This is a genomic window from Mycobacterium sp. D16Q16 (assembly GCF_002013745.1).
GTDB lineage: Bacteria > Actinomycetota > Actinomycetes > Mycobacteriales > Mycobacteriaceae > Mycobacterium.
Window position 1 is genome coordinate 1 of sequence record NZ_MAEY01000023.1, and the last position, 24,078, is coordinate 24,078.

Consider the following 24,078-nt stretch of genomic DNA (forward strand, 5'->3'; position numbering starts at 1 on the left):
TTTGTCTATTCGGGTGACTGAACGGCGTTGTTCGTGGTGATCCCGCCGAGAACTATCGAGAGGTACTGTTCGGCGACTTCCTGCGCCGTGCGTGAACCACCAGGCCGGAACCAGCGCACCGATACCCAGGTCGCATCGCGAATAAACCGGTACACCACGGCCACATCGAGATCCGGGCGGAAGTAGCCCTGCGCAATGCCGTCACGCAGCACTTCCAGCCACAGCTCGCGCTGCTCGGTGTTGAGCTCGTTCAGATAGGCGAACCGCTCCTGCGACAACAGTCGGGGGGCCTCCGCCTGGTAGATGGCGACCTGCGCGTGCTTGCTTTCGATCGCGTCGAACGAAGCAAGAAACAGGCCCTTGAGGGTGTCGACAGGATTCAGGTTGGCCGCCGCGATTTCGCGGTACCGAGTGAACAGTCCCTCCAGGAAGTCGCGGAGCAGCTCGTCCACGATCGCTTCTTTGGAGTCGAAGTGGTGATAGAGGCTGCCGGACAGGATTCCCGCAGCATCGGCGATGTCACGCACCGTGGTGGCCCGCAGACCGCGTTCGGCGAACATGGCGGCCGCAAGGCTCAGCAGCTCGTCACGCCGAGACGGCTGCGATGAGCCGCTTGCGCGAAGAGCGTCCGACTCTCGCACTTCTGCCACGTTGTCCACCTCCCCACTGTATCAACCAAGCGCTTGTTTGGTCACCGTTGAGTGCGCTTCATGGTGCATGTCACGCCCGCTGGCTGGACACCGAGATGACCTCGCCGGTCAGGTAGCTCGAGTAATCGCTGGCCAGGAAGGCAATGGTGGAAGCGATCTCCCATGGCTCGGCGGCACGACCGAATGCCTCATCGGAGGACAGTTTGTCCAGTAGATCCGAGGACGTCACCTTGTCGAGGAATTTGTGCCGGGCAATGCTCGGGGCGACGGCGTTGATGCGTACCCCATGCTCGACGGCCTCGATGGCACTGCACCGGGTGAGCGCCATGACGCCGGCCTTCGCGGCGGCGTAGTGCGACTGTCCGTACTGCGCACGCCAGCCCAACACGCTCGCGTTGTTGACGATGACGCCGCCGTGGCCGGCCTCGCGGAAATACCGCAGCGCCGCACGGGTCGCACGGAAGGTGGAGGTAAGGGTGACGTCGAGAACCCGGTCCCACTGCTCGTCGGTCATATCGGCGACGGGGGTCTCACCACCGAGTCCCGCATTGTTGACCAGCACGTCGATACGGCCAAGTGCCGCGACGGATTCGGTGATCAGCGCATCCACAGCTTCGGTGGAGGTGACATCACACACCACCGCGGCCACCTTGCCCAGCCCGAGCGCCGCGAGCTCGTCGCGGGTCTCGGTAAGGCGACGCTCGTGGTAGTCGGAGACGACGACATCGGCCCCCTCGGCCAGAGCACGGCGCGCCGTGGAGGATCCGATACCCGTGCCCGCCGCGGCCGTGATGACAACCGCCTTGCCCTTCAGAAGTCCGTGTCCGGCAATCTCTTCCGGTGCCTGCGACAAGCTCACTAGCGCGCCTCTCTGGGTAAACCGAGCACCCGCTCGGAGATGATGTTGCGTTGGATCTCGTTGGAACCGCCATAGATCGTGTCGGCGCGCGAGAAGAGGAACAACCGCTGCCATTCGTCCATCTCACCGTCATCGGTCAACAGGGTCGACTTTCCGATGATCTCCATCGCAAGTTCGCCCAGATCGCGATGCCAGTTGGCCCACAACAGCTTTGACACGTTGTCCTGACCGGGCCGCTCCTCGTCCATTGTGGCCAGCGCATAGGCACGCATGGCGCGAAGCCCTACATAGGCTTGCGCAAGACGCTCCCGGATCGCCGGATCGTCCGCCGCACCGTTGGACTTGGCGAGCCCGGCCAGCCGGGAAAGTTCACGGGCATAGGTGATCTGGTTACCCAGCGTCGAGACACCGCGTTCGAAGGTCAGGGTGCCCATAGCGACCCGCCAGCCATCGCCGGGCTCTCCGACCACCAGATCAGCGGCGGTACGCGCGTTGTCGAAGAACACCTCATTGAACTCCGAGGTGCTGGTCAGCTGGATGATCGGCCGAATCTCGACCCCCGGCTGATCGAGGGGCACAAGCAGATACGACAGGCCCTTATGCCGCGCCGATCCGGGTTCGGTACGCGCGATCACGAAGCACCACTGCGACTGCAGGGCCAGGGAGGTCCACACCTTCTGCCCGTTGATCACCCATTCATCACCGTCGAGCACCGCGGTGGTGGATACATTCGCCAGGTCCGACCCCGCACCGGGTTCCGAATAGCCCTGACACCACAGCTCGGTGACATCGCGGATGGCCGGAAGGAAGCGCTGCTGCTGCCCGGGGGTGCCATAGGCGATGAGCGTCGGACCGAGGAGCTCCTCGCCGAGGTGGTTCACCTTGTGCGGCGCCTCGGCCCGCGCGTACTCCTCGTAGAAGATGACGCGCTGGCTCACGGTGGCGCCGCGTCCCCCGTGCTCGACGGGCCAGCCCAGGCAGGTCCAGCCCGCGGCGGCCAGGTGGCGGTTCCAGGCGAGGCGCTCGTCGAAGGCTTCATGCTCGCTGCCGGGGCCACCAAGGCCCTTCAGCTCGGCGAACTCACCGACAAGGTTCTCGGCCAGCCATTCCCGGATCTCGGTACGCACCTGATCATCGGACATCTCCGATAACGGACGCTCGGAAGCCGCTTGGAACTCACCCACACATGTAGGCTAACCTACCAAGCACTTGCTTGTTATTGGAAGGTGGGTCGGACGCGTATGGAGTCGGCGCAGCAGACACCCGAGCCCACCATTCCGGCCGCGTTAGACCAGGCAGAATCCCGTTTTGGTGATCGCGATGCCCTCTATGCCGACGGCTCGTGGCTGTCCTTTTCCGAACTTCGCACCCGCGCCAGGCGCTTCGCGGCGGCGCTGATCGCCCTCGACATCAAGCACGGAGACCGGGTGGCCATCTGGTCTCCCAACTCGTGGCACTGGCCCATCGCCTGCCTGGGCGCGCAGTACGCCGGAGCCGTCGTCGTCCCGATGAATACCCGGTACACGGTCGACGAGGCGACGGACATCTTGCAGCGCAGCGAGGCTCGCGTGCTGGTGTCGGTGGGAGTCTTCCTCGGTTCGGATCGAATCACTCAACTGGACACCGCGACGCTCCCCGATCTCGCCCATGTCGTGCGGGTCGCGGTGGAAGCCGGCGATCACGCCAATTGGGACGAATTCGTCGCGCACGGAGATGACGTGAGCGACGAGGACATCGATGCGCGGAAGTCGTCGGTGAGTTCCGAAGACATCAGCGACATCCTTTTCACCTCCGGCACCACCGGACGCAGCAAGGGTGTGCTCTGCATGCACCGCCAACCACTGGCGGCCTCCCTGGCATGGGCTACCTATGGAGAATTCACCGAGAACGACCGGTATCTGTGTGTCAATCCGTTCTTTCATAATTTCGGATACAAGGCGGGCATCCTGGCCTGTCTGCAGACGGGCGCGGCGCTCATGCCACAGCTGACCTTCGACCCCGAAAAGGCAATGGCCGCAGTCCAGGAACACAAGATCACCGTGTTGCCGGGCGCACCCACTATCTTCCAGATGCTGCTCGACCACCCCGCCCGTAAAAACTATGACCTGACCTCACTGCGGTACTCCGTGACGGGTGCGGCCGTTGTCCCGGTGGTGCTCATCGAGCGCATGCAATCCGAGCTGGATTTCGATCTGGTGCTTACCGCGTACGGCCTCACCGAGACTCAGGGCTTCGCCACGATCTGCCGCTCCGATGACGACGCGGTGACCGTCGCGACCACCTGCGGACGTCCGATGATCGGCTACGAGCTGCGGATCGACGGCGCGCAGAAGCCGGGCGACGAGGGCGAAGTGCTGCTGCGCAGTGCCAACGTCATGAAGGGCTATCTCGACGATCCGCAGGCCACCGCCGAGACCATCGACTCGGCTGGCTGGTTGCACACCGGCGATATCGGAAAGCTCGACGAGCGCGGCAATCTCACCATCACCGACCGGCTGAAGGACATGTACATCTGCGGCGGGTTCAACGTGTATCCCGCCGAGATCGAACAGGTGCTGATGCGGCTCGACGGTGTAGCGGACGTTGCCGTGATAGGAGTGCCCGACGCGCGGCTTGGCGAAGTTGGGAAGGCCTACATCGTGCGCAGGCCCGGCGCGTCCCTCGACGCTCAGGGCGTCATCGATTACAGCGCAGCGCATGTGGCGAACTTCAAGAAACCGCGGTTCGTCGAGTTTCTCGACGAACTTCCCCGCAACCTGGGCGGCAAGGTGGTCAAACCCACCCTGCGCGCCATGCATGAGGAGTCTGCGTAATGGACCTGTTGCTTGACGACGAGACCGAGGCTTTCCGGGCGGAGGTGCGCGAGTTCCTCGCCGCCAACACCCCGAATCCGCCGCTACCCTCCTATGACTCACCCGAAGGCGCTGTACTGCACCGCCAGTGGGAGCGGACCCTCTATGACGCGGGCTTCTCCGCGGTGTCCTGGCCCAAGGAGTACGGCGGCCGCGATGTCAGCCTGCTGCAGTGGGTGATCTTCGAGGAGGAGTACTTCAAGGCAGGAGCCCCCGCGCGTATCAGCCAGAACGGCATGTTCCTGCTGGGGCCCACGCTGTTCGCGCACGGCAGCAAGGACCAGCTGGATCGCATTCTCCCCAAGATGGCCAACGGCGAGGAGATCTGGGCACAAGCCTGGTCGGAGCCGGAGTCGGGAAGCGATCTGGCATCGCTGCGCTCCCCCGCCCGCAAGGTGGACGGGGGCTGGCGCTTGTCCGGGCAGAAGATCTGGAGCTCACGAGCGCCGTTCGCGGACAGGGCATTCGGGCTCTGGCGCTCCGACCCGGAATCGCAGCGCCACCAGGGTTTGACGTACTTCATGTTCGACCTCAAGGCCGAGGGCGTCACTGTCCGCCCCATCCCCCAGCTCGACGGCGATCCCGGTTTCGCCGAGATCTTCCTGGACGACGTCTTCGTCCCCGACGAGGATGTCATCGGTGCTGTGCACGACGGCTGGCGGGTGGCCATGAGCACGTCGAGCAATGAGCGCGGCATGTCACTGCGTAGCCCCGGCCGCTTCCTGGCCACCGCCGACAGGCTGGTGGATCTGTGGAAATCGGTTCCGGAGAACGGGTTCGCGTCCGAGCGAGTCGCGGACGCCTGGATCGCCGCGCAGGCCTACCGGCTGCATACCTTCGGCACCGTCACCCGGCTGTCCGGCGGCGGCGAGCTCGGTGCCGAATCCTCGATCACCAAGGTGTTCTGGTCCGAGCTGGATGTCGCCCTGCACGAGACGGCGATCGACCTGCGTGACGCCGACGGCGAGCTCACCGGACCATGGACAGACGGGTACCTGTTCTCCCTCGGCGGTCCGATTTACGCTGGCACCAACGAGATTCAGCGCAACATCATCGCCGAGCGGATTCTGGGCCTCCCCAAGGAAAGCGCTCGCACGGGAGGTGCCAAGTGAGGTTCGATCTGGACACGCAGCAGCGAGATTTCGCGGCAAGCATCGACGCGGCCCTGGGGTCCGCCGATGTTCCCGGCGCGGCTCGCGCGTGGGCAACCGGCAACCATGAACCCGGGCTCGCGGTGTGGTCGACATTGTCCGATCTCGGTGTCACCGCCCTCGCGGTCTCCGAAAAGTACGACGGCATCGGCGCCCATCCCGTCGATCTCGTTGTCGCGCTGGAAGGTCTAGGCAAGTGGGCGGTACCGGGACCAGTCGTCGAGTCCCTTGCGGTGGCACCAATCCTGCTCGCCGAGGATGAGAACGGAGCTGAGCGTTCCTCACAACTGGCCTCCGGAGAACTCATCGCCACCGTGGCCGCACCTCCCATGACGCCACGCGCGCTCGATGCGGATGTTGCGGGGCTGGTGCTCATCGCCGACGACATCGGGTTCCGCGAGGCCCAGGCCGGCACGCAGCACGAGTCGATCGACGCCACCCGCCGGGTGTTCGACGTAACACCGGCAGGCGGCGGCGTCTCTCTGGACACCAGCCGCGCGATCAACTTTGGTGTGCTTGCGATTTCGGCGCAGCTTGTCGGTCTGGGGCAGTCACTACTGGACCGCGCTGTGGAGTATGCCAAGCAGCGTTCGCAGTTCGGGCGGCCGATCGGGTCCTATCAGGCCGTCAAGCACAAACTGGCCGATGTCCACATCGCACTGGAGCTGGCCCGCCCGCTGGTGTACGGCGCGGCGTTATCCGTGGCCGAGGACTCTCCCACCGCCGCACGCGATGTGAGTGCCGCGAAGGTCGCTGCCGGCAAGGCCGCTTACCTTGCCGGGCGATCCTCCCTGCAGACCCACGGCGCCATCGGCTTCACCGCCGAATACGACCTGTCACTGTGGATCCTCAAGGTGCGGGCACTGATGTCGGCCTGGGGCACACCGGAATGGCACCGTGCGCGCGTGCTTGGAGCGCTCGCATGAGTTCCGAACGGCAGATGCTGCGTGACACCGTCCGCTCTTTGGTGACCAAGCGAGCCGACTCGGCCGCGGTGCGCAAGGCGATGGAATCCGAACGCGGCTACGACGAGAGCCTGTGGACCGTTCTGTGCGAACAGGTAGGTGCCGCGGCGTTGTTGGTTCCCGAGGAATTGGGCGGTGCCGGGGGCGAGCTCGCGGACGCGGCCGTCGTGGTGGAGGAGCTCGGCCGCGGGCTCGTGCCCAGCCCGCTGATGGGCACGCTGTGGGCACAGCTCGCTCTCCTGGGCGCCGGGTACGAAGGTGAGCTGCTGGAATCGTTGGCCTCCGGTGAATCGATCGGTGCAGTGGCCTTCGACCCGGGATATGTCGTCAATGGAGCCAACGCCGACGTAGTGCTCATCCTGGACGGCGATGACGTGCACCGAGCGGAGAACATCACCGCTATGCCGCTGTCCACCATGGATCCCACCCGTCGGCTGGCCGCGGTCGCGGTCGGCGGAAGCAAACCGATCGGCAGTGCCGCGGGACTGATCGACAAGGCCGGGCTGCTGCTGGCCGCCGAGCAGGTGGGCGCGGCGGCGCGTGCGCTGGAACTCACCGTCGAGTACGCCAAGACGCGGGTCCAGTTCGGACGCGCGATCGGCAGCTTCCAGGCTCTCAAACACCGGATGGCCGACCTGTACGTGCTGGTGGAGTCGGCACGCGCGACCGTTTATCAGGCTATCCACGATCTCACTACCGAGGCCGCGACCGTGGCGAGAATCAAAGCCAGCGAGGCACTTTCGATTGTGGCCGGTGAATCGATCCAGTTGCATGGTGGTATCGCCATCACCTGGGAGCACGACGCCCACCTGTACTTCAAGCGCGCACACGGCAGCGCGCTGCTCCTGGGAACACCGCGTCAGCTACTCCCAAGTCTGGAGAGCGCCGCGGGACTGTAGGTTCCCGGCCTAGACTCCGGGCATGGAGACCACAGCCAGCCCCTGGCCCGCCTACCGGCTCGCCGCCGTGCTCCTCGGTGTCGGCGTCGTACATTTCGTCGCCCCTAAACCCTTCGATGACATCGTCCCGACCGAACTGCCTGGTGAGGCCCGGTTCTACACGTACGCCTCGGGTGTTGCCGAGCTCGGAACCGGTGCGCTTCTGCTGGCCCCGAAGACACGCAGGCTTGGCGGCACCCTCGCAGCGCTGCTGTTCATCGCCGTCTTCCCCGCGAACATCAACATGGCGCGGCAGTGGTGGGACAAGCCATGGCCGCTGCGACTGGGGGCGCTTGCCCGGTTGCCGTTGCAGATCCCGATGATCACCGAGGCACTCAAGGTGCGACGTACGGGGTAGTCGCTTCGTCGTGTTCTAGTCATAGATGACGGCATTTCCCGTGCGCTGAAGGTCGGCTAGCCCCGCCCGAAAGGTCTCCATGAATTCGGGCGGGGGCCCTTCCCAGTCCGCGACCTCACCCACGATGCGTACGGGTTCGCGGGTGCGGTACGAGTGGGTCGGATTCCCAGGGAACTTCTTGTCCGTGACGTTCGGATCGTCTTCGAGAGTGCCCTCCGGCTCCACGATGTAGACATGGCCCCTGCCCTCGCCCTTGGCCATCATGGCCGCCAACCCCGCGCCAATCAATGTCCTCGTCACGTAGACGTGGTTCATGATGCGGCCTTCCTCGTAGTTCGACAGATGCCCGGCGGTCAACAGATCGCCTATCTCCAGGGCGGCCTTGGTGCCATGGAAGTACGCGCCCGACTCGTGCGCCTCGAAAAAGTTCGGCATCGTCATACCCGTTCCCATCAGTCGACATTCGTGGTCGCAGGATTCTGCGCCACGGTGGGGGTCTTGCCGCAAGCCCCCCTTCATGCCATATTTTGAAAGGAGACAAGCCAAAAGGTTGACCCCGCAATCGCTCAGTGGTCGGCTTGACCCATGCCGCTGCAGATATCCGACCGCGAACGCGAAGCCCTGGCGCAGGTCACTACATTCCCGCTGCTGGCAGCGATCACCGGGCGCCGGTCACGACGATTCCCCCTCGGCGGGCGCATCCCCGACGGTCCGCTCGCGTACACCAGCGCTCATCCCGTCAGACCGATATCGGAAGTCGAACGGGCACTGATTCTTTCGGTGGTCGGGGGCGTCACCGGGTGGCACTACGGCATCACCTATCACGCCGGATACGCCCCCGCATTCCCGAACTATTCCGGCACCGCGACCGGACGCACCTTCCCCTCCGCGGCGGGTTTTCACACCAGCCAGCTCTTCTTCACCGATGACACCGGGATCTACCTGCTGCCGACACGCGATGAACCCCCTCGGGAGTTCACGTCCATCGAGGACTGGATCACCCACACCGCCGACTCCTACGTGCGGATCTCGGACAAACGCCTGGAATTACCGCGGGAAGAGCCGTACATGGAGGGCCACAACATCTGGATCGGAAATCACCCGGGCAGCCTGCTGGCCTTCCCGGTCGCCGATCTGGCAGAACACCTGATCGCCAACCTGTCCTTCTTTGCCGCGAATGGCTATCTGGTCTACGACGATGTCAACAACCGGAGCATCCCTGGCACCGAAAAGTTCAGCAGCTTAAGGAATTACGACGACCCCATTCCGCTGTCCTTCGTGGAGCAGTACACGCTCACCGAGGCCAGCGCCGAACTGGCCACCGCAACCCACAACGGGGTGCTCCTCCTTCAGGCGCTCGGGCTGGGCGGCTGGATGTTCGACGGTCTCGACCGGCTGTCGGTGCTCGGCGGCTCCGGCGACCCGCGCGCGCCCGGTATCGGGTTCCGTTCCGACAACGATGACCGGTGGCCATTTCCGAACGCCACCGGTCTGGATGGATTCTTCGAAACCCTCAGTCCCCCGCACGTGCCGACGGTCGCAGCGGGCGTCCAGAAGTACATCGAGCGTAAATACGGCCCCGGCGGGCCCTTCCACCCCGATACCCCCGGTGCTTGGGCAGATTCGCGCACGGTGCGCGCGGCCGCCCTACCGGCCGAGGCGATCCAGGAGATCGTCACGACGGAGGCCTCCTACGTCTACGACACCTTCGGAAAGATTCCCGGCACCGTTCCCACCGTGCACACCCTGATGTATCTGCAGGCGCAAAACATCGACCTGGACTTCTACGACACGCACTTCGGCTCCGGCGCCTACCTGTCGACGCATGCCGAACACGCCAGCCGCTGGTACGGCTAGCGTGTTCAGTCCTGTTCGGTGACCAGCCCCAAGTTTCTGTTGTCGAACAAGAACGGGTACAGGAGACCGCCAGCCAGACCGCCGATCAGTGGCGCCACCCAGAACAGCCACAGCTGCCCGGGCGCCGCACCGCCGTTGAAGAAGGCGACGGCAGTCGACCGGGCCGGATTCACCGACGTATTGCTGATCGGAATCGAGATCAGATGAATCAGCGTGAGACACAAACCAATTGCGAGCGGACCGAATCCCTTGGGCGCACCTGCGTCGGTGGCGCCCAGGATCACCATGATGAACACCGCGGTAAGCACAATCTCGGTAACCAGTACGGCCGTCAGAGAATAATGGTCGGGCGAATGCTCACCGTAGCCGTTGGCCGCCATGTTCCCCGTGGCCTCGAAACCCGGCTTACCCCGCGCGATGTACCACAGCGCGGTGCCCGCAAGCAGACCGCCGAGCACCTGCGCCACCCAGTAACCGGGCAGCTCCTTAGCGGGTAGACGCCCACCGACCACCGCTCCGAGCGTCACCGCCGGGTTGAAGTGCCCGCCCGAGATATGACCTACCGCGTAAGCCATGGTCACGACCGTCAACCCGAAGGCCAACGCAACGCCGAGGAAACCGATGCCCAATTGGATCGCGCCCGTACTTCCTTCTCCTGCATCGGCGACGTTCTTGGCAGCGAATATGGCGCTGCCACAACCGCCTAAAACCAGCCAGAACGTGCCGAAGAACTCGGCCAGCAATTTGGTGCTCGTCTTGGTCACCGTCGGATCCCTTCGTTAGGAAGAACTCGAGTGATCTTGATTACAGCAATGCAAGGTCGAAACCCACAGCCACTTATCAGAAACGGTTGGGTCACGAATTCTGGTGGCGCCCAGTAGCTCAATGGACAAGAACAGGTGCAGCCACCGTGCTCGAGACCAGGGGCATCACCTGCCCGCCGCATCGAGACGCCGACCCCTCTAGCATTTGCTGTACGCGGTATGGTGACTGTATGACCAGGGGATCCGATGGACTTTGAACTGCGCTACGACCGCTGGTATTTGCCGCTCGCGACGGCATTCCTGATGGGCCGCAAGCGCACGAGCATCCGGGTTGCGGACGGCGCGCTCACTGTCAAGCACGGATGGGCCTTCTCTATCCAGATCCCGCTGACGAGCATCCGATCGGCAAAAGCTCGCGAGGAGAAGCCGTTCGCCTGGGGGGTGCACCCCAGCGGCACCGGCTGGCTCGTCAACGGCTCACGCTGCGGCATTGTCGACATCCAATACTCCCCGCCCATCAAACCTAAGGCGCCCATGTCGTTCGGCGCGGTCGGCGGCCTGCAGCTCAGCGTCACCGACCCGGAGGGGCTCATCGCGGCCCTGCGCCCCCACGCGGCATAACTTGGCACAATCCTGGTTATGCGCCGACGACACTTGCTCCAACTCGGAGCGGGAGTGGCAGCGGACCTCGCGCTGACTTCCTGTGCCGATGAACGCGACGACAATGATGGTGACGTGAGCGACGGCGAGACCTGGCGCATGCCCGACGAGGGCGAACCACACCTGCGAACCTGGATGGCCTTCGGCGCCAGTGACGAGATCTGGGGCCGAAGGCTGAACCGAAAGGTCCAGCAAAATCTGGGCTCGATCGCCCAAGCCATCGCACAGTTCGAACCGGTGTCGATGCTGGTGCGACCGCAGGAGATCGAACTGACGCGCCAATTGGCCGGACCTAATGTGGAATTGGTTCCCGCACCCTTGGACGATCTGTGGATCCGTGACAGCGGTCCGGTGTTCGTCCGCAACGACACCGGCAAGGCAGCTGTTGACTTCAACTTCAACGGCTGGGGCAACAAACAGAAGCACGACTCCGACGCCAAGGTCGCCGCCGAGGTCGCCAGGCGCGCTGGAGTACGGGTCCTTCACACCGATCTCGTGCTCGAGGGCGGCGGGATCGAAGTCGATGGTGAGGGCACCGCGATCATCACCGAAAGCTGCGTTCTCAACAACAACCGCAACCGGGGACGCTCCAAAAAAGATGTCGAGGCGGAGCTACGGCGACTACTTGGTCTGCAAAAGATCATTTGGCTGCCGGGTATCGCGGGCATGGACATCACCGATGGGCACACCGATTTCTACGCGCGATTCGCCGGACCGGGCGTGGTAGTCGCGGGGCTGGATAACGACCCCGACTCGTTCGACTACGACGTAACACGTGAGCATCTCACGATCCTGGAAAAGGCGACGGACGCGGCCGGACGCCCCCTGCGTGTGGAAGTGCTCGAAGCACCCGAGCAGGGGCGTGATGACTTCGAGTCAAAGGATTTCGCCGCGGGCTACATCAACTTCTATGTGTGCAACGGCGGCGTCATCGCACCCGAATTCGGAGACCCGGACGCCGACGCGGCGGCCAAATCCACCCTGGAAGCCGTCTTTCCCGACCGTCGGATCGTGCAGCTCGATATCGACGGTATTGCCGCCGGTGGCGGTGGCATCCACTGCGCCACCCAGCAAGAACTCCGATAGCGCTGACTCAGTGCGCAACCGATCGCGGCGCACCCGGCCCGGCGTCGATCTGCACCGGGCCCGCGGCCGAGGGCGTCACCGGGAAGTCGAATATCGCCGTCGGAATATACACAGTGGCACAGGAATTCGGGATATCGACGACGCCGGACAGTCGGCCTTCGATGGGTGCGGCGCCCAGTAGAAGATAGGCCTGCTCCGGGCTATAGCCGAACTTGGTCAAGTAATCGATGGCGTGCAGACAAGCGCGCTGGTACGCCAAATGTGAATCCAGGTAACGCTGTTCGTCGTCAAGGGTGACCGACGTCCCCGAGAACGCCAACCACTGCGAATACTGCGGATCGGTATTACCTGGCATGAAGATCGCGTTTTCTGACACCCCATAGGTGTCCATACCTCCCTTGAGGACGTCGACATGCAAGTCGATGAAGCCACCCATCTCGATGGCCCCACAGAAGGTGATCTCGCCGTCGCCCTGGGAGAAGTGCAAGTCGCCGACCGACAGCTTTCCGCCCGGCACGAACACCGGGTAAAACACCCTGCTGCCCTTGGTCAGGTTCTTGATGTCCTGATTGCCACCGTTCTCCCGGGGTGGCGCGGTCCGGGCCGCCTCAGCCGCCGCTCTCTCGAAGGTTTCCCCGGTAAGCCCGCCAAGTACCGCATCCCGTGGCTCCGGCGGAAGTGCCAGCGCGGGAACACGGTTGGGATCTGTGGCGATCAGCGCACCCTCACGGGCGTTCCACCTCGCCAGCAGTTCCGCCGATGGCGCCGTCCCCATCAACCCTGGATGCACAATCCCGGTAAAGCTGACCCCAGGCACATGGCGGGAGGTGGCGGTTTGACCTGAGAAGTCCCAAATCGCCTTGTACGCATCGGGAAACTGCTCGGTGAGGAATCCGCCACCGTTGGTCGTCGGGAAGATGCCGGTGTAACCCCACCCCTGGCCGGCCAGCGGCCCGGAATCTTCCTGCGGGATGGGACCCACATCCAGGATATCGACGATCAGCAGGTCTCCCGGCTGTGCCCCCTCCACCGAGAACGGTCCCGACAAAGCGTGCACCGTGGTCAGTGGGGCATCACGGATGTCGTCGGCGGAGTCGTCGTTGCGAATCGCGCCGTCGAACCATTCGCGGCAATGCACACGGAAGGAAGTACCGGGCTTCACGACCGCTGCCGGCGGAATGTCCGGGTGCCACCGGTTGTGCCCGATGATCTGTTGTTCGGTGAATTTCTTGCTCGAATCCAGCGGGAACAACACTTCGGGCATGGCAGTCCTTCCGGTCAGGGGCGGGGCAGTTTGCGATGCAAGGGATTTGATGTCACCGGCGCTGATCGGCGCAGGGGAGGCGGCGCGGAAACCACGGGCGGCTCACTGGCACTGCGCTGGGTGGCATCGAGCAAGCGCATGCGCGACGAGGAACCACGGCTCATTCCGGCGATGCCGAAAAGCCGTCGTGCCGACGCGGGGCAGCCGGGGCACGGCACCGTATCGGGGGCCGTGGCCATCGGAAATTTACGCGAGGTATCGCCACAGTTCGTGCACCGATACTCGTACAACGCCATGACCCGCCCTCACCGAGGTAGCACCTGGAGCTGTGACGTTACGCCGGATTGGCCAGGCCCGCACAGGAAACGAGCGGAGGGCAGGTTACAGCCAGGTGTCCTCGGTGGTGGCGGTGAGGAAAGCCTCCAGGTCGTTGCGCCAATCGGCGGGCGTGGTCTTGTCGGGCTCGATGCCGGTGTACTGCCCTCGGTAGAACAGCAACGGCCGGGTGGCTGTCGGGTTCTCGGGAATCTCACTCAATTCGTTGACCGACCCGAACACCACCCAGTGATCCCCGCCGTCGTGAACGGTGGCAACCTCGCAGTCGATGTGCGCAAGCGATCCGTTGATGATCGGCGATCCGAGACCAGAGGGACGCCAATCGATTCCACCGAACTTGTCCGGCTCCCGCGAACCGAATCGCGCCGAGACCTCCCGCTGGTCCTCCCCGAGGACATTCACGCAGAACTTGCCCGAGGCCTCTATCGCCGCCCAGGACCGCGACTGCTTGGTCGGACAGAACAGCACCAGCGGCGGCTCCAACGACAGCGCCGCGAACGACTGACAGGCAAAACCCACCGGTACGTCCTCATGCGTCGTGGTGATGATGGTGACGCCGGTACAGAACTGCCCCAGCACATTCCGGAATGCCCTGGGGTCGATCTGCGATGCGGGCATCTCTACTTGAACCCAACGCTGAAATCGTGACCCCACAGACTGATACCGACGCTCTCGCGCGCGATCCAGCTCTCGTCATCGACTTCAGAACCCTCGCAACCGAACTCCATATCGAACCCGCCGGGAGTCTTCATATAGAAGGACAGCATCTTGTCATTGATGTGCCGCCCCAGGGTGGCCGACATCTTAACCTTTCGCCGGTTCGCGCGGTCCAAGCAGAGACCGACATCATCGGAATTCTCCACTTCGACCATCAGGTGCACGATTCCGGTCGGGTTGGGCATCGGCATGAACGCCAGCGCGTGGTGGCGCGGGTTGCATCCGTAGAAGCGCAGCCACACCGGGTCACCGTCGGCCGGGCGGCCGACAAGCTGCGGCGGCAGCCGCATCGAGTCACGCAGCCGGAAGCCGAGCACACCCTCGTAGAACGCCTGCGCCGCAGCGTCATCGGTGCAGGTAAGCACCACGTGCCCCAGTCCCTGCTCAGCCGTGACGAACTTGTGGCCGTATGGGCTCACAAATCGGCGCCCCAGATACTGGGCTCCGTGGAACACCTCCAGCACGTTTCCCGACGGATCCTGGAACCTGATCAGCCCCTCGACCTTACGGTCGGAAGCCTCGACCTTGGTGCCCTCGACGTACTCAACACCCGCGTTGTCCAGGCGGTCGCGAATTGCCTGCAACGCCGGGGCGTCCGCGACCTCCCATCCCGAAGCGAGTAACCGGTCGTTCTCGCCGGGCACGATCACCAGGCGAGCCGCGACATCGTCCATCCGCAGATAGAGCGCGGCAGGGTTGTCGCCGGTGCCTTCCATCATGCCGAGAACCTTGGTACCGAATTCACGCCAGGCGGCTACATCGGTGGCCTCGATGCGCATGTACCCGAGTGCCTTGATAATGCTCATCTTGCTGACGCTCTCCTAAACCATCGTGTCGGTGGCGGGCAGCTCGAAGGCGTGGTTACCCCAGATCTGGTAAGCCCGCTCAGCGTCATTGGCCGCGTGCACGCGTCCAGCGTGCGCATCACGCCAGAAACGCTGTACCGGTGCGTCATTCGATAGCGCGGTGGCCCCGGAGTTCTCAAACAACAGGTCGATCGAGGCGATGGCCCGTCCGGTGGCACGCACCTGGTCGCGGCGTGCGGCGGCGCGCAGCTCGAAGGGAACCTCCTGGCCGGCCGAGATAAGGGCGTACTCGTCGCCCACATTCCCGATCAACTGACGCCAACCGGCATCGATGTCACTAGCGGCCTCGGCCACCCGCACCTTGGTGAACGGGTCGTCCTTGGCCTTCTCACCGGCGTATGCCGCGCGCACCCGCTTGCCCTGAGCCTCGACGTGCGCGTCGTAGGCGCCATACGCCATGCCCATGATGGGCGCGGTGATGGTTGTGGGATGCATGGTGCCCCAAGGCATCTTGTACACCGGCGCGGTGTTGGTCTCGTAACCACCGGCGGTCTGGTCGTTCATCTTCTTGTACGACAAGAAGCGGTGTGACGGCACGAACACGTCTTTGACCACGACAGTGTTACTGCCGGTGCCACGCAGACCGACGACATTCCACACGTCGTCGATGCGGTACTCGGTACGCGGGATCAGGAAGCTACCGAAGTCGACCGGACGGCCGTCCTTGATGACGGGGCCACCGAGGAACGCCCAGGTGGCGTGATCGCAGCCCGAGGACCAGTTCCACGCGCCGTTGACCAGGTACCCGCCATCGACAACGACACCGGCGCCCATGGGCGCGTAGGAGGAGGAGACTCGCACGTTGGTGTCGTCGCCCCAGACCTCTTCCTGGGCCTTCTGGTCGAACAGGGCCAGGTGCCAGTTGTGCACACCGATGATCGAGGAGACCCAGCCGGTTGAGCCGCAGGCGCTGCCGAGCCGGCGCACCGCCTCGTAGAAGGTAGTGGGGGCCGTCTCGTATCCACCCCACTGCGAGGGCTGCAACAGCTTGAAGAAGCCGATCTCCTGCAGTTCGGCGACCGTGGCGTCGGGCAGACGCCGCAGGTCCTCGGTCTCCTGCGCGCGCTTGCGCAGGATCGGCAGCAGGTCGTCAATTCCTGCGAGAACCGCCTGAATCTCGTCCCGCTGTTCGGTCGTCGTCACTGCATTTCCTCCACTGCTGTAGTTAGCATCAGTCGGCACAAACTAGGGCTAGTAGTTCGCGACACCCGCTGTACACCCACGGTGGTAGCGCGTGTTCCCTGCTGAGACTAGAACACGTTTCGATCTGTGTCGACACCGCCTCGCCCACCCCGGGAAGGCGGGCTCATCTGGAACGAAGCGACGACGGTGTTGTAGGGCCAAAGGTCAATTCTGTAACCTGTTCTAGTTCGGTTGTAGTTGGGCTCGGCCAGACGAAGTCAACGACGGAGGAAATCACGTGACGGACGTTCCGCTGGGAAAGCACGTCCTCGAGGTTCGAATCGCCGAGGTTATCGACGAGACCGCCGACTCCAGGTCATTGGTCTTCGACATTCCCGAGGACGCGGCCGACAAGTTCGCGTACACACCCGGCCAGTACCTCACGCTGCGCATTCCATCCGACCGCACCGGATCGGTGGCGCGCTGCTACTCGCTGTCCAGCTCACCGCATATCGACGACCGGTTGACGGTGACGGTCAAGCGGACCGTCGATGGTTACGGGTCCAACTGGATCTGCGATAACGCCCATGCCGGTATGCACATGCACGTACTGGCGCCCTCGGGAGTGTTCGTCCCCAAAGACTTGAGCCGGGATCTCCTCCTCGTTGCCGGCGGCAGCGGAATCACCCCGATGATGGCGATCTGCAAGTCCGCGCTCTCCCAGGGCAGCGGCAAGGTCGTTCTCATCTACGCCAACCGCGACGAACAGTCGGTCATCTTCGGAGCGGCACTTCGGGAGCTGACCACGCAATATCCGGAGCGGCTCACCGTCATTCACTGGCTCGAATCGGTGCAGGGGCTGCCCTCGCGAGAATCACTGGCCACGCTGGCCGCACCGTTTGCCGGGCATGAGGCCTTTATCTGCGGCCCCGGACCGTTCATGGACGCCTCCGAGGCCGCACTCAAGAGCAACGGCATGCCCGAGGACCGCGTACACATCGAGGTCTTCCGTTCCCTGGAAAGCGATCCGTTCGCCGAGGTAGTCCTTGCCGAGCCTTCCGACGATGACGAACCGCCGGCCACGGCCACCGTGGAACTCGATGGTGAGACCCACACCGTCAGCTGGCCGCGCAGCACCGTCCTGCTCGACGTGTTGCTCGCCAAGGGGCTGGACGCGCCGTTCTCCTGCCGCGAGGGGCACTGCATGACATGTGCCTGCATCCTCAAGGACGGGAAGGTCCGCATGCTCGTCAACGACGCACTGTCCCAGAACGACATCGACGACGGGTACATCCTGGCGTGCCAGGCCGTTCCCGAGACCGACGACGTCAACGTCACCTTCGATGAGTGAACGCCAGGTACAGAAAGAAGATCCCGGCGCCGTTGCCCAAGCGGGCCGATACGATTCCGACATCATGAAGTCCCTGAAATCGGCGCTGGCCGCCGCATCACTGGTGGTTACTTCCCTAGTTTTCCCAGGTACCGCCACCGCAGAGGTCAAGACCACCGACGTCAGCACTCCCGTCGACGAGGGGCGCCAACTCGAGGTGCACGCCACCGCCGACTGTCGCAGGGCAGAACGGCAGTGCTACTACACCGCGAGCTTCAACCTGCGGACCCCCAGCGGGATTGAGGGATTCGGGGGCGACCTGTGGGCCAAGCAGACCACCGAACTACGCACCTCGGACCGGATGAATTACTTGTGGGTGCAGTGGGCCGACAATCCGAACACCGTGGAGCACAACGGCGGTAGCACCTGGCTGCTTACCACCGTCTACTTCGGCGGAGGCGATGTCGACCGCTTCCGGGTCACCGGCACCACCCAGCCGACCGATTGGGCGACGGGGCAGCCCAAGCTCGATGCCGACTACATCGTGTGCAGTCACGTCGAGGCCAGTATCGGTGGCCGCAGCGTGATCTCGCCCGATGCCTGCGCGCAGGCCCGCTTCAGCTAGCCGTCACCAGGGTGTTGATCTCAGCGCCGCCACACTAACGCGGGATCCGGGCACCCGAGCTGACCGCTGGCTGTCAACGCGGCAGGCCGAGTAGCCGCTCCCCTGCCACGCTGAGCAGGATTTGGGTGGTACCTCCGGCGATCGACAGGCACCGGTCTCGCATGAACAGCCACATCTCGTGGGACTCCACCGCACCATGGGTGTCCACGTAGTCGAGGATGTGCTCCGAAAGTCCCTGACGATGACGCACACCGACGAGCTTGCGCACACTCGAGGCCGCACCCGGATCCTGACCACCGATGGCGCGCAGCGCGGTGCGCAGATCAAGCAGCGCGCCCGTCTGCGCCGAGCACACGAAAACGCCGAGCGTATCGAGTTGCGCCGCATCCAGTTCGGTGTCTCCGATGAGGGCAAGCAGCGACTCCATGGCCTCGTCGAGAGTGCCGCCTCCCGCCATCGCCACCCGCTCGTTGGCCAGTGTGGTGCGGGCCAGGCGCCACCCGTCGTCGACCGAACCGACCACGTACTCGTCCGGGACGATCACACCGTCCAGGAAGACTTCGTTGAACATCTCCTCTCCGGTGATCTCACGCAGCGGCCGCACGGTGATCCCGGGGGTCTTCATATCGAGCAGGAAGTACGTAATGCCCTTGTGCTTGGGAACATCGGGGTTGGTGCGCGCCAGGCAGATCGCCCAGTCCGCGATCTGCGCCTTGGAGTTCCACACCTTCTGACCGTCGAGCTTCCACCCGCCGTCGACCCGGGTTGCCTTGGTACGCAACGCCGCAAGGTCACTACCGGCGCCGGGCTCGGAGAACAGCTGGCACCATTCGATCTCACCACGAAGCGTGGGTGCCACGAATTGCGCTATCTGCTCGGGCGTTCCGTGCTCCAGAATGGTGGGGGCCGCCCACCATCCGATGACAAGATCAGGGCGTGTGACGCCCGCGGCATGCAGCTCCTGGTCGATGAGCAGCTGCTGCGCGGCCCCCGCACCCAACCCGTACGGCGCGGGCCAGTGCGGAGCCAGGAAGCCCGACTCAGCCAGTCGGATCTGGTGTTCATCACTTGGCGCAGAAGCGATTTCCGCAGCGGTAGCCGCAACTTGTGCGCGCTGACTCTCCGCCTCACCGAGGTCGACGGTCAGGGACCGGCGCGTTCCCCCTAGCGTCAGCGTGGCGGCCGTTCGCCGCCATACCGCGGGCTTACCCAGGAAGGACTGGAGCGCGTATGCGCGCCGCAGGTACAGGTGTGCGTCATGCTCCCAGGTGAATCCGATACCACCAAGAATCTGGATGCAGTCCTTGGTGTTGGCCAGCGCCGCATCGACGGCAACCGCCGCCGCAACGGCAGCGGCAAGCGAAAGCTGCTGAGAATCACCGCCATTGGCAACAGCATCCTGCGCACATCCGGCGGCGTCCCAGACAGCGACATCGGCCTGCTCGACACGGCACAGCATTTCCGCACACATGTGCTTAATCGCCTGAAAGCTGCCGATCTGCTTACCGAATTGCTCGCGCACCTTCGCGTATTCGACGGCGGTCCGCAGCGCCCAACGCGCCACGCCGACCGCCTCGGCCGAGAGGGTCACCGTCGCCAGATCGGCGACCACGGCGGCCGGCAGGCTCACCGGATGTACCGCAGCGCCGCGCAGGGTGACCGCGGCCCACGGACGCGAGAAGTCGGTCGCCTTCTTGACGTCCACCGTGGCGCCAGCGCCCACGCAGTCGATCAGCACCCAGCCGTCGGGCCCCGGGGCCAACAGCGCTCCGTCGGCCGTACCTCCCAGCACCGCGGGCAACACGCCCGAGGCCAGCCCGTCGGCGATGGTCAGGTCCCCGGTGCGCGCCAGTCCCGCCGTGCGATCTCCGGCCGCCAGCGCTGCGACCAATTCCGCGGGTCCGTCGGTCGCCAGCACCACTGCGGCCAGCGCACTGGTGGCAACCGGCCCCGGCACCAAGGACGCTGCGGCCTCGTCGACCATGGCGATCATGTCGTCGAATCCAGCTCCCGAACCGCCGGCGGCCTCCGGCACCGCGACACCGAAAATGCCCAGCTCAGCGAGCCCGGCATAGGCAGGGCCCCACCCGTGGGGCTCGGACTCCATCTTCCGGACCGACTCGATGACAGCCGCGCTCTTGGCCCATTGACGGACAGCGTCGCGGGCGGCTTCCTGCACGTCGGACGACACAGATTCTCCTCGGCTTGATTCGGGTACATGAGACTAGAACGTGTTCTAATATCGTGATTGGGTTCAGTGTAGTAGGAACGCATTCAGGCTGTACAGAGCACTACCAGCGGGCCAGGGAGACCTGAAACGGCCGATGGTGATCCGTATAGTCGTGCGCTGAACCAGAACGTGAACGCAGGGAGTAGAGACGCCATGGCAACGCCTCGGACATCTAGCGCATCGGAAGCCGCGCAGTCAGCTAGCGGTGATACCGACGCGACGAATCAGCCTGCTGCCGTCTCAGCACTATCCGACGATGATCTCGGTTCGACCGCGCAGCGCGAGCGCCGCAAGCGCATCTTGGACGCCACTTTGGCCATCGCCTCCAAAGGAGGCTACGAAGCGGTGCAGATGCGCACCGTCGCCGAGCGTGCGGACGTCGCCGTCGGCACCCTGTATCGATACTTCCCCTCCAAAGTGCATCTGCTGGTGTCCGCGCTGGAGCGCGAGTTCGAGCAGATCGACGCCAGATCGGATCGCGGTGCCGTCAGCGGCGGCACCGCATACGAACGGCTGCATACGGCAATCACCCGGCTGAACCGCAACATGCAGCGCAATCCCTTACTCACCGAGGCGATGACCCGCGCCCTGGTCTTCGCGGACGCTTCCGCCGCCGGTGAGGTTGATCACGTGGGCCGACTGATGGACGGCATCTTCGCCCGCGCGATGGCCGGCGACGACGATCCCTCCGACGGGCAGTTCCACATCGCCCGTGTCATCTCGGATGTCTGGACCTCCAACATGATTGCCTGGTTGACGCGGCGAGCGTCGGCAACTGATGTGAGCCACCGGCTTGATCGCACCGTCAGATTGCTGCTGGGAATTACCTGACCTGCGACGCTTGGCCTAACCAACCCTGAGTAGGTAGCGGACGTAGACTCGGGACCCGTGGTGAGTGCCCAAGATCTGCCCGTCGAACTGCGCCGCGCTCTTTCCGAGGTGGCCCGTACGCCCCGTCTGCTGGTGGCCTCCGACTACGACGGAACGATAGCCCCGCTGGTCAACAACCCCGATGACGCACGCCCACATCCCGAATCGACTACGGCGCTGCGGGCTTTGGCGGGACTGCCGTCGACGACTTCGGCGCTGATCTCCGGGCGGGCACTGCGTGATCTGGCGACCCTGTCGCGACTGCCCTCCGAAGTGCATCTGGTCGGAAGCCACGGTTCGGAGTTCGATGCCGGATTCGTGCACGCCATCGACGGAGACGCCAAGGCGCTGTTGAAGACCATTGCCAACAAGCTGTCGGCGATCGCCGCCGAGTACGCCGGGGTAGCCATCGAGCTAAAACCGGCAAGCGTCGCACTGCACGTACGCAATGCCTCGGTAGAGGACGGCGATGCCGCGCTGGCCCAAGCACTTACCGTGGCCAACGGTTGGGGCGCGCAGGTCACCGAGGGCAAGAAGGTCCTCGAATTCGCCGTCATACCGACCGACAAGGGACAAGCGCTCGACATCCTGCGCCATCAGGAGGGCGCGACCGCCGCCGTGTTCTTCGGCGATGACGTCACCGACGAAAAGGTGTTCACGCGGCTACACGGCCCCGACCTGGGCGTCAAGGTGGGCGACGGCGAAACCCTGGCGGGATACCGCATTCCGGATACCGAATCGGTGGGCACAGCGCTGGCTTTCCTGCTCGAGGAACGCCGCACCTGGCTGCTCGGCGGACACGCCACCCCCATCGAGCGACTCACCATGCTCGCCAATTCGCGCACCATCGCGCTGGTGACCCCCACCGGTGGCGTCACCTGGATGTGTCACCCCGAACCCGACTCGGCCGCCATCTTCGCCCACCTCCTCGGCGGCGACGAGGCAGGACACTTCACCATCGGGCCCGCACGATCCGCGCTACCACTCGGCCAGAAGTACATCGACAGCACCATGACTGTTGAAACACGTTGGGCCAGTCTGCAAGTCACCGATTACTTGGCGCCCGACGAGATCCCCGGACGCACCGACCTGATCCGGGTTGTCACCGGCGAGGCCGATGCCGTGGTCACCTTCGCCCCGCGTCCCGAGTTCGGCCAGGCTCCCGTGCAGTTGGTCGCCGAAGACAACGGCGTGCGCGTACTCGGCACCAACGATCCCATCGTGCTGCGCGCCCCCGGTGTCACCTGGACAATCGGCGCCGACGAACAGAGCGCCACCGCGACCATCAGCCCGGCAAAGGGCCCGGTGGTCCTCGAGCTGCGCTGCGGCACCGAGGATCTCGGCGAAAGCTCGGTTACGGAGCCCGAGCTACGGGAACGGGCCGAATCCTACTGGCGCGACTGGGCCCACACCCTGACTCTTCCCGAGCGCAAGCCCGGACTGATGAAGCGCTCAGCGCTGACGTTGCGTGGGCTGGTGCACTCCGAGTCGGGCGCGATCCTGGCCGCAGCCACCACATCGCTACCGGAAGACATTGGCGGTATTCGTAACTGGGATTACCGGTACTGCTGGTTACGCGATGCCTCGATGACCGCATCGGCACTGGTGGCGTTGGGATCGCTGAGCGAGGCCGAAGGTCTGCTGGGCTGGCTGCACCGGGTGCTGGAGCATCTGCCCGGCCCCGATCGCCTACACCCGCTGTACACACTGGCTGGAACGGTGCTGCCACCCGAAGCGGTGATCGACTCGCTGCCCGGGTATGCGGGCTCGCGCCCGGTCCGCGTCGGAAACGCCGCCAATTCGCAAGTGCAGCTGGATGTCTTCGGGCCCGTCGTGGAACTGATCCATGACCTGACCCACGCGCGCCAGCGCCTCGGACACACTGACCCGCTGACCGATGCCGATTGGAACCTGGTTTCCGACATGGTTCTCGCCGTCGAGCGTCGATGGTACGAACCCGATCACGGAATCTGGGAGATCCGCGGAAATCCCCGGCATCACGTCTACTCCAAGGTCATGTGCTGGGTGACCGTGGACCGCGCCGTGAAGCTCGCCGAAGAGTTCCAGCGTGAATCACCTCCATCCTGGGGCGCATTGCGCGACGAGATCGCCGCCGAGGTCGTGGAAAAGGGGTGGAACGAGTCGGTCAAGTCCTTCACGGCCGCCTATGACGGCACCGATCTGGATGCCGCCACCCTCTACATCGGGCTATCCGGACTGATCGAGCCCACCGATCCCCGCTTCACCGCGACAGTGATCGCTACTGAGGCCGAGTTGCGCAGTGGTGCAACGGTTTACCGATACCACCGGGACGATGGTCTGCCCGGCGGAGAGGGCGGCTTCCATCTATGCGCCGCCTGGCTCGTCGAGGCGTATCTGCTCATCGGTGCGCGATCGCAGGCCGAGCTCCTGTTCGACCAGCTGGTCAAGGCCACCGGCCCCACCGGCCTGCTGTCCGAGGAGTACGACCCGGTGGCCGAACGCTCGTTGGGCAACCATCCGCAGGCGTACAGCCATATCGGGCTGCTGCGCTGCGCGGCCTTGCTTTCCTAAGGGCCCATTTCGCCGCGCTACTGGC

General features: G+C 64.4%; 23 protein-coding genes. 12 read left to right on the top strand and 11 right to left on the bottom strand.

What is annotated here, in order from left to right; genetic code table 11:
• Positions 1-5 precede the first annotated feature (5 nt).
• The 3 genes from B4394_RS20655 to ipdE1 all read right to left on the bottom strand — a co-directional run bounded on the left by B4394_RS20655 (position 6) and on the right by ipdE1 (position 2,651).
• Positions 6-650, bottom strand: coding sequence for a TetR/AcrR family transcriptional regulator (locus B4394_RS20655; RefSeq protein WP_170914970.1), 645 nt, complete (start codon positions 648-650; stop codon positions 6-8).
• 70 nt (positions 651-720) lie between these two features.
• A complete protein-coding gene (ipdF, locus tag B4394_RS20660; protein WP_078311471.1) occupies positions 721-1,509 on the bottom strand; it encodes a (5R,7aS)-5-hydroxy-7a-methyl-1-oxo-2,3,5,6,7,7a-hexahydro-1H-indene-carboxyl-CoA reductase in 789 nt (262 codons plus the stop codon).
• Positions 1,509-2,651, bottom strand: a complete 1,143-nt coding sequence (gene ipdE1 / locus B4394_RS20665; protein WP_078311642.1) for an acyl-CoA dehydrogenase IpdE1 — start codon at positions 2,649-2,651, stop codon at positions 1,509-1,511. The genes ipdF and ipdE1 overlap by 1 nt, the downstream gene beginning before the upstream one ends.
• 99 nt (positions 2,652-2,750) lie before the next feature.
• Between ipdE1 and B4394_RS20670 the strand changes: the two genes are divergently transcribed.
• From B4394_RS20670 to B4394_RS20690, 5 genes are read left to right on the top strand one after another with little or no spacing between them, the layout of a single operon-like run.
• Positions 2,751-4,322, top strand: a complete 1,572-nt coding sequence (locus B4394_RS20670) for a FadD3 family acyl-CoA ligase (protein ID WP_078316152.1) — start codon at positions 2,751-2,753, stop codon at positions 4,320-4,322.
• A complete protein-coding gene (locus B4394_RS20675) occupies positions 4,322-5,473 on the top strand; it encodes an acyl-CoA dehydrogenase family protein (protein WP_078311473.1) in 1,152 nt (383 codons plus the stop codon). Before B4394_RS20670 ends, B4394_RS20675 begins: the two co-directional genes overlap by 1 nt.
• A complete protein-coding gene (locus tag B4394_RS20680) occupies positions 5,470-6,438 on the top strand; it encodes an acyl-CoA dehydrogenase family protein (RefSeq protein WP_078316153.1) in 969 nt (322 codons plus the stop codon). Before B4394_RS20675 ends, B4394_RS20680 begins: the two co-directional genes overlap by 4 nt.
• Complete coding sequence (gene ipdE2 / locus B4394_RS20685; RefSeq protein ID WP_078316154.1) at positions 6,435-7,376, top strand: acyl-CoA dehydrogenase IpdE2; 942 nt, start codon at positions 6,435-6,437, stop codon at positions 7,374-7,376. The genes B4394_RS20680 and ipdE2 overlap by 4 nt, the downstream gene beginning before the upstream one ends.
• A gap of 22 nt (positions 7,377-7,398) precedes the next feature.
• Positions 7,399-7,773, top strand: a complete 375-nt coding sequence (locus tag B4394_RS20690; RefSeq protein ID WP_078311476.1) for a DoxX family protein — start codon at positions 7,399-7,401, stop codon at positions 7,771-7,773.
• Positions 7,774-7,788: 15 nt separating this feature from the next.
• Here B4394_RS20690 and arr read toward each other — a convergent pair whose 3' ends face one another.
• Entirely contained in the window at positions 7,789-8,214 is a 426-nt protein-coding gene (arr, locus tag B4394_RS20695) for an NAD(+)--rifampin ADP-ribosyltransferase (RefSeq protein ID WP_078311477.1), read from the bottom strand.
• Positions 8,215-8,358: 144 nt separating this feature from the next.
• Between arr and B4394_RS20700 the strand changes: the two genes are divergently transcribed.
• Positions 8,359-9,630: a hypothetical protein gene (locus B4394_RS20700; protein ID WP_078316155.1), complete on the top strand. Its 1,272-nt coding sequence runs from the start codon at positions 8,359-8,361 to the stop codon at positions 9,628-9,630.
• A 5-nt stretch (positions 9,631-9,635) separates the two neighbouring features.
• Here B4394_RS20700 and aqpZ read toward each other — a convergent pair whose 3' ends face one another.
• Positions 9,636-10,394 (bottom strand): aquaporin Z, encoded by a 759-nt coding sequence (gene aqpZ / locus B4394_RS20705; RefSeq protein ID WP_078311479.1) that lies wholly within the window; start codon positions 10,392-10,394, stop codon positions 9,636-9,638.
• A 246-nt stretch (positions 10,395-10,640) separates the two neighbouring features.
• Between aqpZ and B4394_RS20710 the strand changes: the two genes are divergently transcribed.
• Together B4394_RS20710 and B4394_RS20715 are read left to right on the top strand one after the other, a co-directional pair.
• Entirely contained in the window at positions 10,641-11,015 is a 375-nt protein-coding gene (locus B4394_RS20710) for a hypothetical protein (protein WP_078311480.1), read from the top strand.
• Between the two features lie 18 nt (positions 11,016-11,033).
• Positions 11,034-12,140, top strand: coding sequence for an agmatine deiminase family protein (locus B4394_RS20715; protein WP_078316156.1), 1,107 nt, complete (start codon positions 11,034-11,036; stop codon positions 12,138-12,140).
• A gap of 7 nt (positions 12,141-12,147) precedes the next feature.
• Here the strand turns inward: B4394_RS20715 and fmdA are convergent, their stop codons facing one another.
• From fmdA to hsaA, 5 genes are all read right to left on the bottom strand, one after another.
• Positions 12,148-13,404, bottom strand: coding sequence for a formamidase (gene fmdA, locus B4394_RS20720; protein WP_078316157.1), 1,257 nt, complete (start codon positions 13,402-13,404; stop codon positions 12,148-12,150).
• Between the two features lie 14 nt (positions 13,405-13,418).
• Positions 13,419-13,700: a zinc ribbon domain-containing protein gene (locus B4394_RS20725; RefSeq protein ID WP_078311483.1), complete on the bottom strand. Its 282-nt coding sequence runs from the start codon at positions 13,698-13,700 to the stop codon at positions 13,419-13,421.
• Between the two features lie 85 nt (positions 13,701-13,785).
• Positions 13,786-14,358, bottom strand: coding sequence for a 3-hydroxy-9,10-secoandrosta-1,3,5(10)-triene-9,17-dione monooxygenase reductase subunit (gene hsaB, locus B4394_RS20730; RefSeq protein ID WP_078311484.1), 573 nt, complete (start codon positions 14,356-14,358; stop codon positions 13,786-13,788).
• A gap of 2 nt (positions 14,359-14,360) precedes the next feature.
• A complete protein-coding gene (gene hsaC / locus B4394_RS20735; RefSeq protein ID WP_078292618.1) occupies positions 14,361-15,263 on the bottom strand; it encodes an iron-dependent extradiol dioxygenase HsaC in 903 nt (300 codons plus the stop codon).
• Positions 15,264-15,278: 15 nt separating this feature from the next.
• Positions 15,279-16,466: a 3-hydroxy-9,10-secoandrosta-1,3,5(10)-triene-9,17-dione monooxygenase oxygenase subunit gene (hsaA, locus tag B4394_RS20740; RefSeq protein WP_078292617.1), complete on the bottom strand. Its 1,188-nt coding sequence runs from the start codon at positions 16,464-16,466 to the stop codon at positions 15,279-15,281.
• A 277-nt stretch (positions 16,467-16,743) separates the two neighbouring features.
• On the opposite strand from hsaA, the gene B4394_RS20745 reads away from it, so the two are divergent.
• Both B4394_RS20745 and B4394_RS20750 read left to right on the top strand, forming a co-directional pair.
• Entirely contained in the window at positions 16,744-17,796 is a 1,053-nt protein-coding gene (locus B4394_RS20745) for a ferredoxin--NADP reductase (RefSeq protein ID WP_078316158.1), read from the top strand.
• A gap of 64 nt (positions 17,797-17,860) precedes the next feature.
• On the top strand, positions 17,861-18,400 hold the full coding sequence (locus B4394_RS20750; RefSeq protein WP_078311643.1) for a hypothetical protein: 540 nt from the start codon (positions 17,861-17,863) through the stop codon (positions 18,398-18,400).
• 73 nt (positions 18,401-18,473) lie between these two features.
• Here B4394_RS20750 and B4394_RS20755 read toward each other — a convergent pair whose 3' ends face one another.
• Positions 18,474-20,591 (bottom strand): acyl-CoA dehydrogenase family protein, encoded by a 2,118-nt coding sequence (locus B4394_RS20755; protein WP_078316159.1) that lies wholly within the window; start codon positions 20,589-20,591, stop codon positions 18,474-18,476.
• Between the two features lie 192 nt (positions 20,592-20,783).
• Between B4394_RS20755 and kstR the strand changes: the two genes are divergently transcribed.
• On the top strand, positions 20,784-21,461 hold the full coding sequence (kstR, locus tag B4394_RS20760) for a cholesterol catabolism transcriptional regulator KstR (protein ID WP_078311487.1): 678 nt from the start codon (positions 20,784-20,786) through the stop codon (positions 21,459-21,461).
• A 60-nt stretch (positions 21,462-21,521) separates the two neighbouring features.
• Positions 21,522-24,053, top strand: coding sequence for a trehalose-phosphatase (gene otsB / locus B4394_RS20765; protein ID WP_078316224.1), 2,532 nt, complete (start codon positions 21,522-21,524; stop codon positions 24,051-24,053).
• Positions 24,054-24,078 lie beyond the last annotated feature (25 nt).

Coding starts and splice junctions, on each gene's coding strand:
- kstR (WP_078311487.1), top strand. CDS start 20,784: ATGGCAACGCCTCGGACATCTAGCGCATCGGAAGCCGCGCAGTCAGCT.
- B4394_RS20690 (WP_078311476.1), top strand. CDS start 7,399: ATGGAGACCACAGCCAGCCCCTGGCCCGCCTACCGGCTCGCCGCCGTG.
- B4394_RS20750 (WP_078311643.1), top strand. CDS start 17,861: ATGAAGTCCCTGAAATCGGCGCTGGCCGCCGCATCACTGGTGGTTACT.
- fmdA (WP_078316157.1), bottom strand. CDS start 13,404: ATGCCCGAAGTGTTGTTCCCGCTGGATTCGAGCAAGAAATTCACCGAA.
- ipdE2 (WP_078316154.1), top strand. CDS start 6,435: ATGAGTTCCGAACGGCAGATGCTGCGTGACACCGTCCGCTCTTTGGTG.
- B4394_RS20725 (WP_078311483.1), bottom strand. CDS start 13,700: ATGGCGTTGTACGAGTATCGGTGCACGAACTGTGGCGATACCTCGCGT.
- ipdE1 (WP_078311642.1), bottom strand. CDS start 2,651: ATGTCCGATGATCAGGTGCGTACCGAGATCCGGGAATGGCTGGCCGAG.
- B4394_RS20670 (WP_078316152.1), top strand. CDS start 2,751: ATGGAGTCGGCGCAGCAGACACCCGAGCCCACCATTCCGGCCGCGTTA.
- B4394_RS20700 (WP_078316155.1), top strand. CDS start 8,359: ATGCCGCTGCAGATATCCGACCGCGAACGCGAAGCCCTGGCGCAGGTC.
- B4394_RS20710 (WP_078311480.1), top strand. CDS start 10,641: ATGGACTTTGAACTGCGCTACGACCGCTGGTATTTGCCGCTCGCGACG.
- hsaB (WP_078311484.1), bottom strand. CDS start 14,358: ATGCCCGCATCGCAGATCGACCCCAGGGCATTCCGGAATGTGCTGGGG.
- B4394_RS20675 (WP_078311473.1), top strand. CDS start 4,322: ATGGACCTGTTGCTTGACGACGAGACCGAGGCTTTCCGGGCGGAGGTG.
- arr (WP_078311477.1), bottom strand. CDS start 8,214: ATGACGATGCCGAACTTTTTCGAGGCGCACGAGTCGGGCGCGTACTTC.
- hsaC (WP_078292618.1), bottom strand. CDS start 15,263: ATGAGCATTATCAAGGCACTCGGGTACATGCGCATCGAGGCCACCGAT.
- B4394_RS20715 (WP_078316156.1), top strand. CDS start 11,034: ATGCGCCGACGACACTTGCTCCAACTCGGAGCGGGAGTGGCAGCGGAC.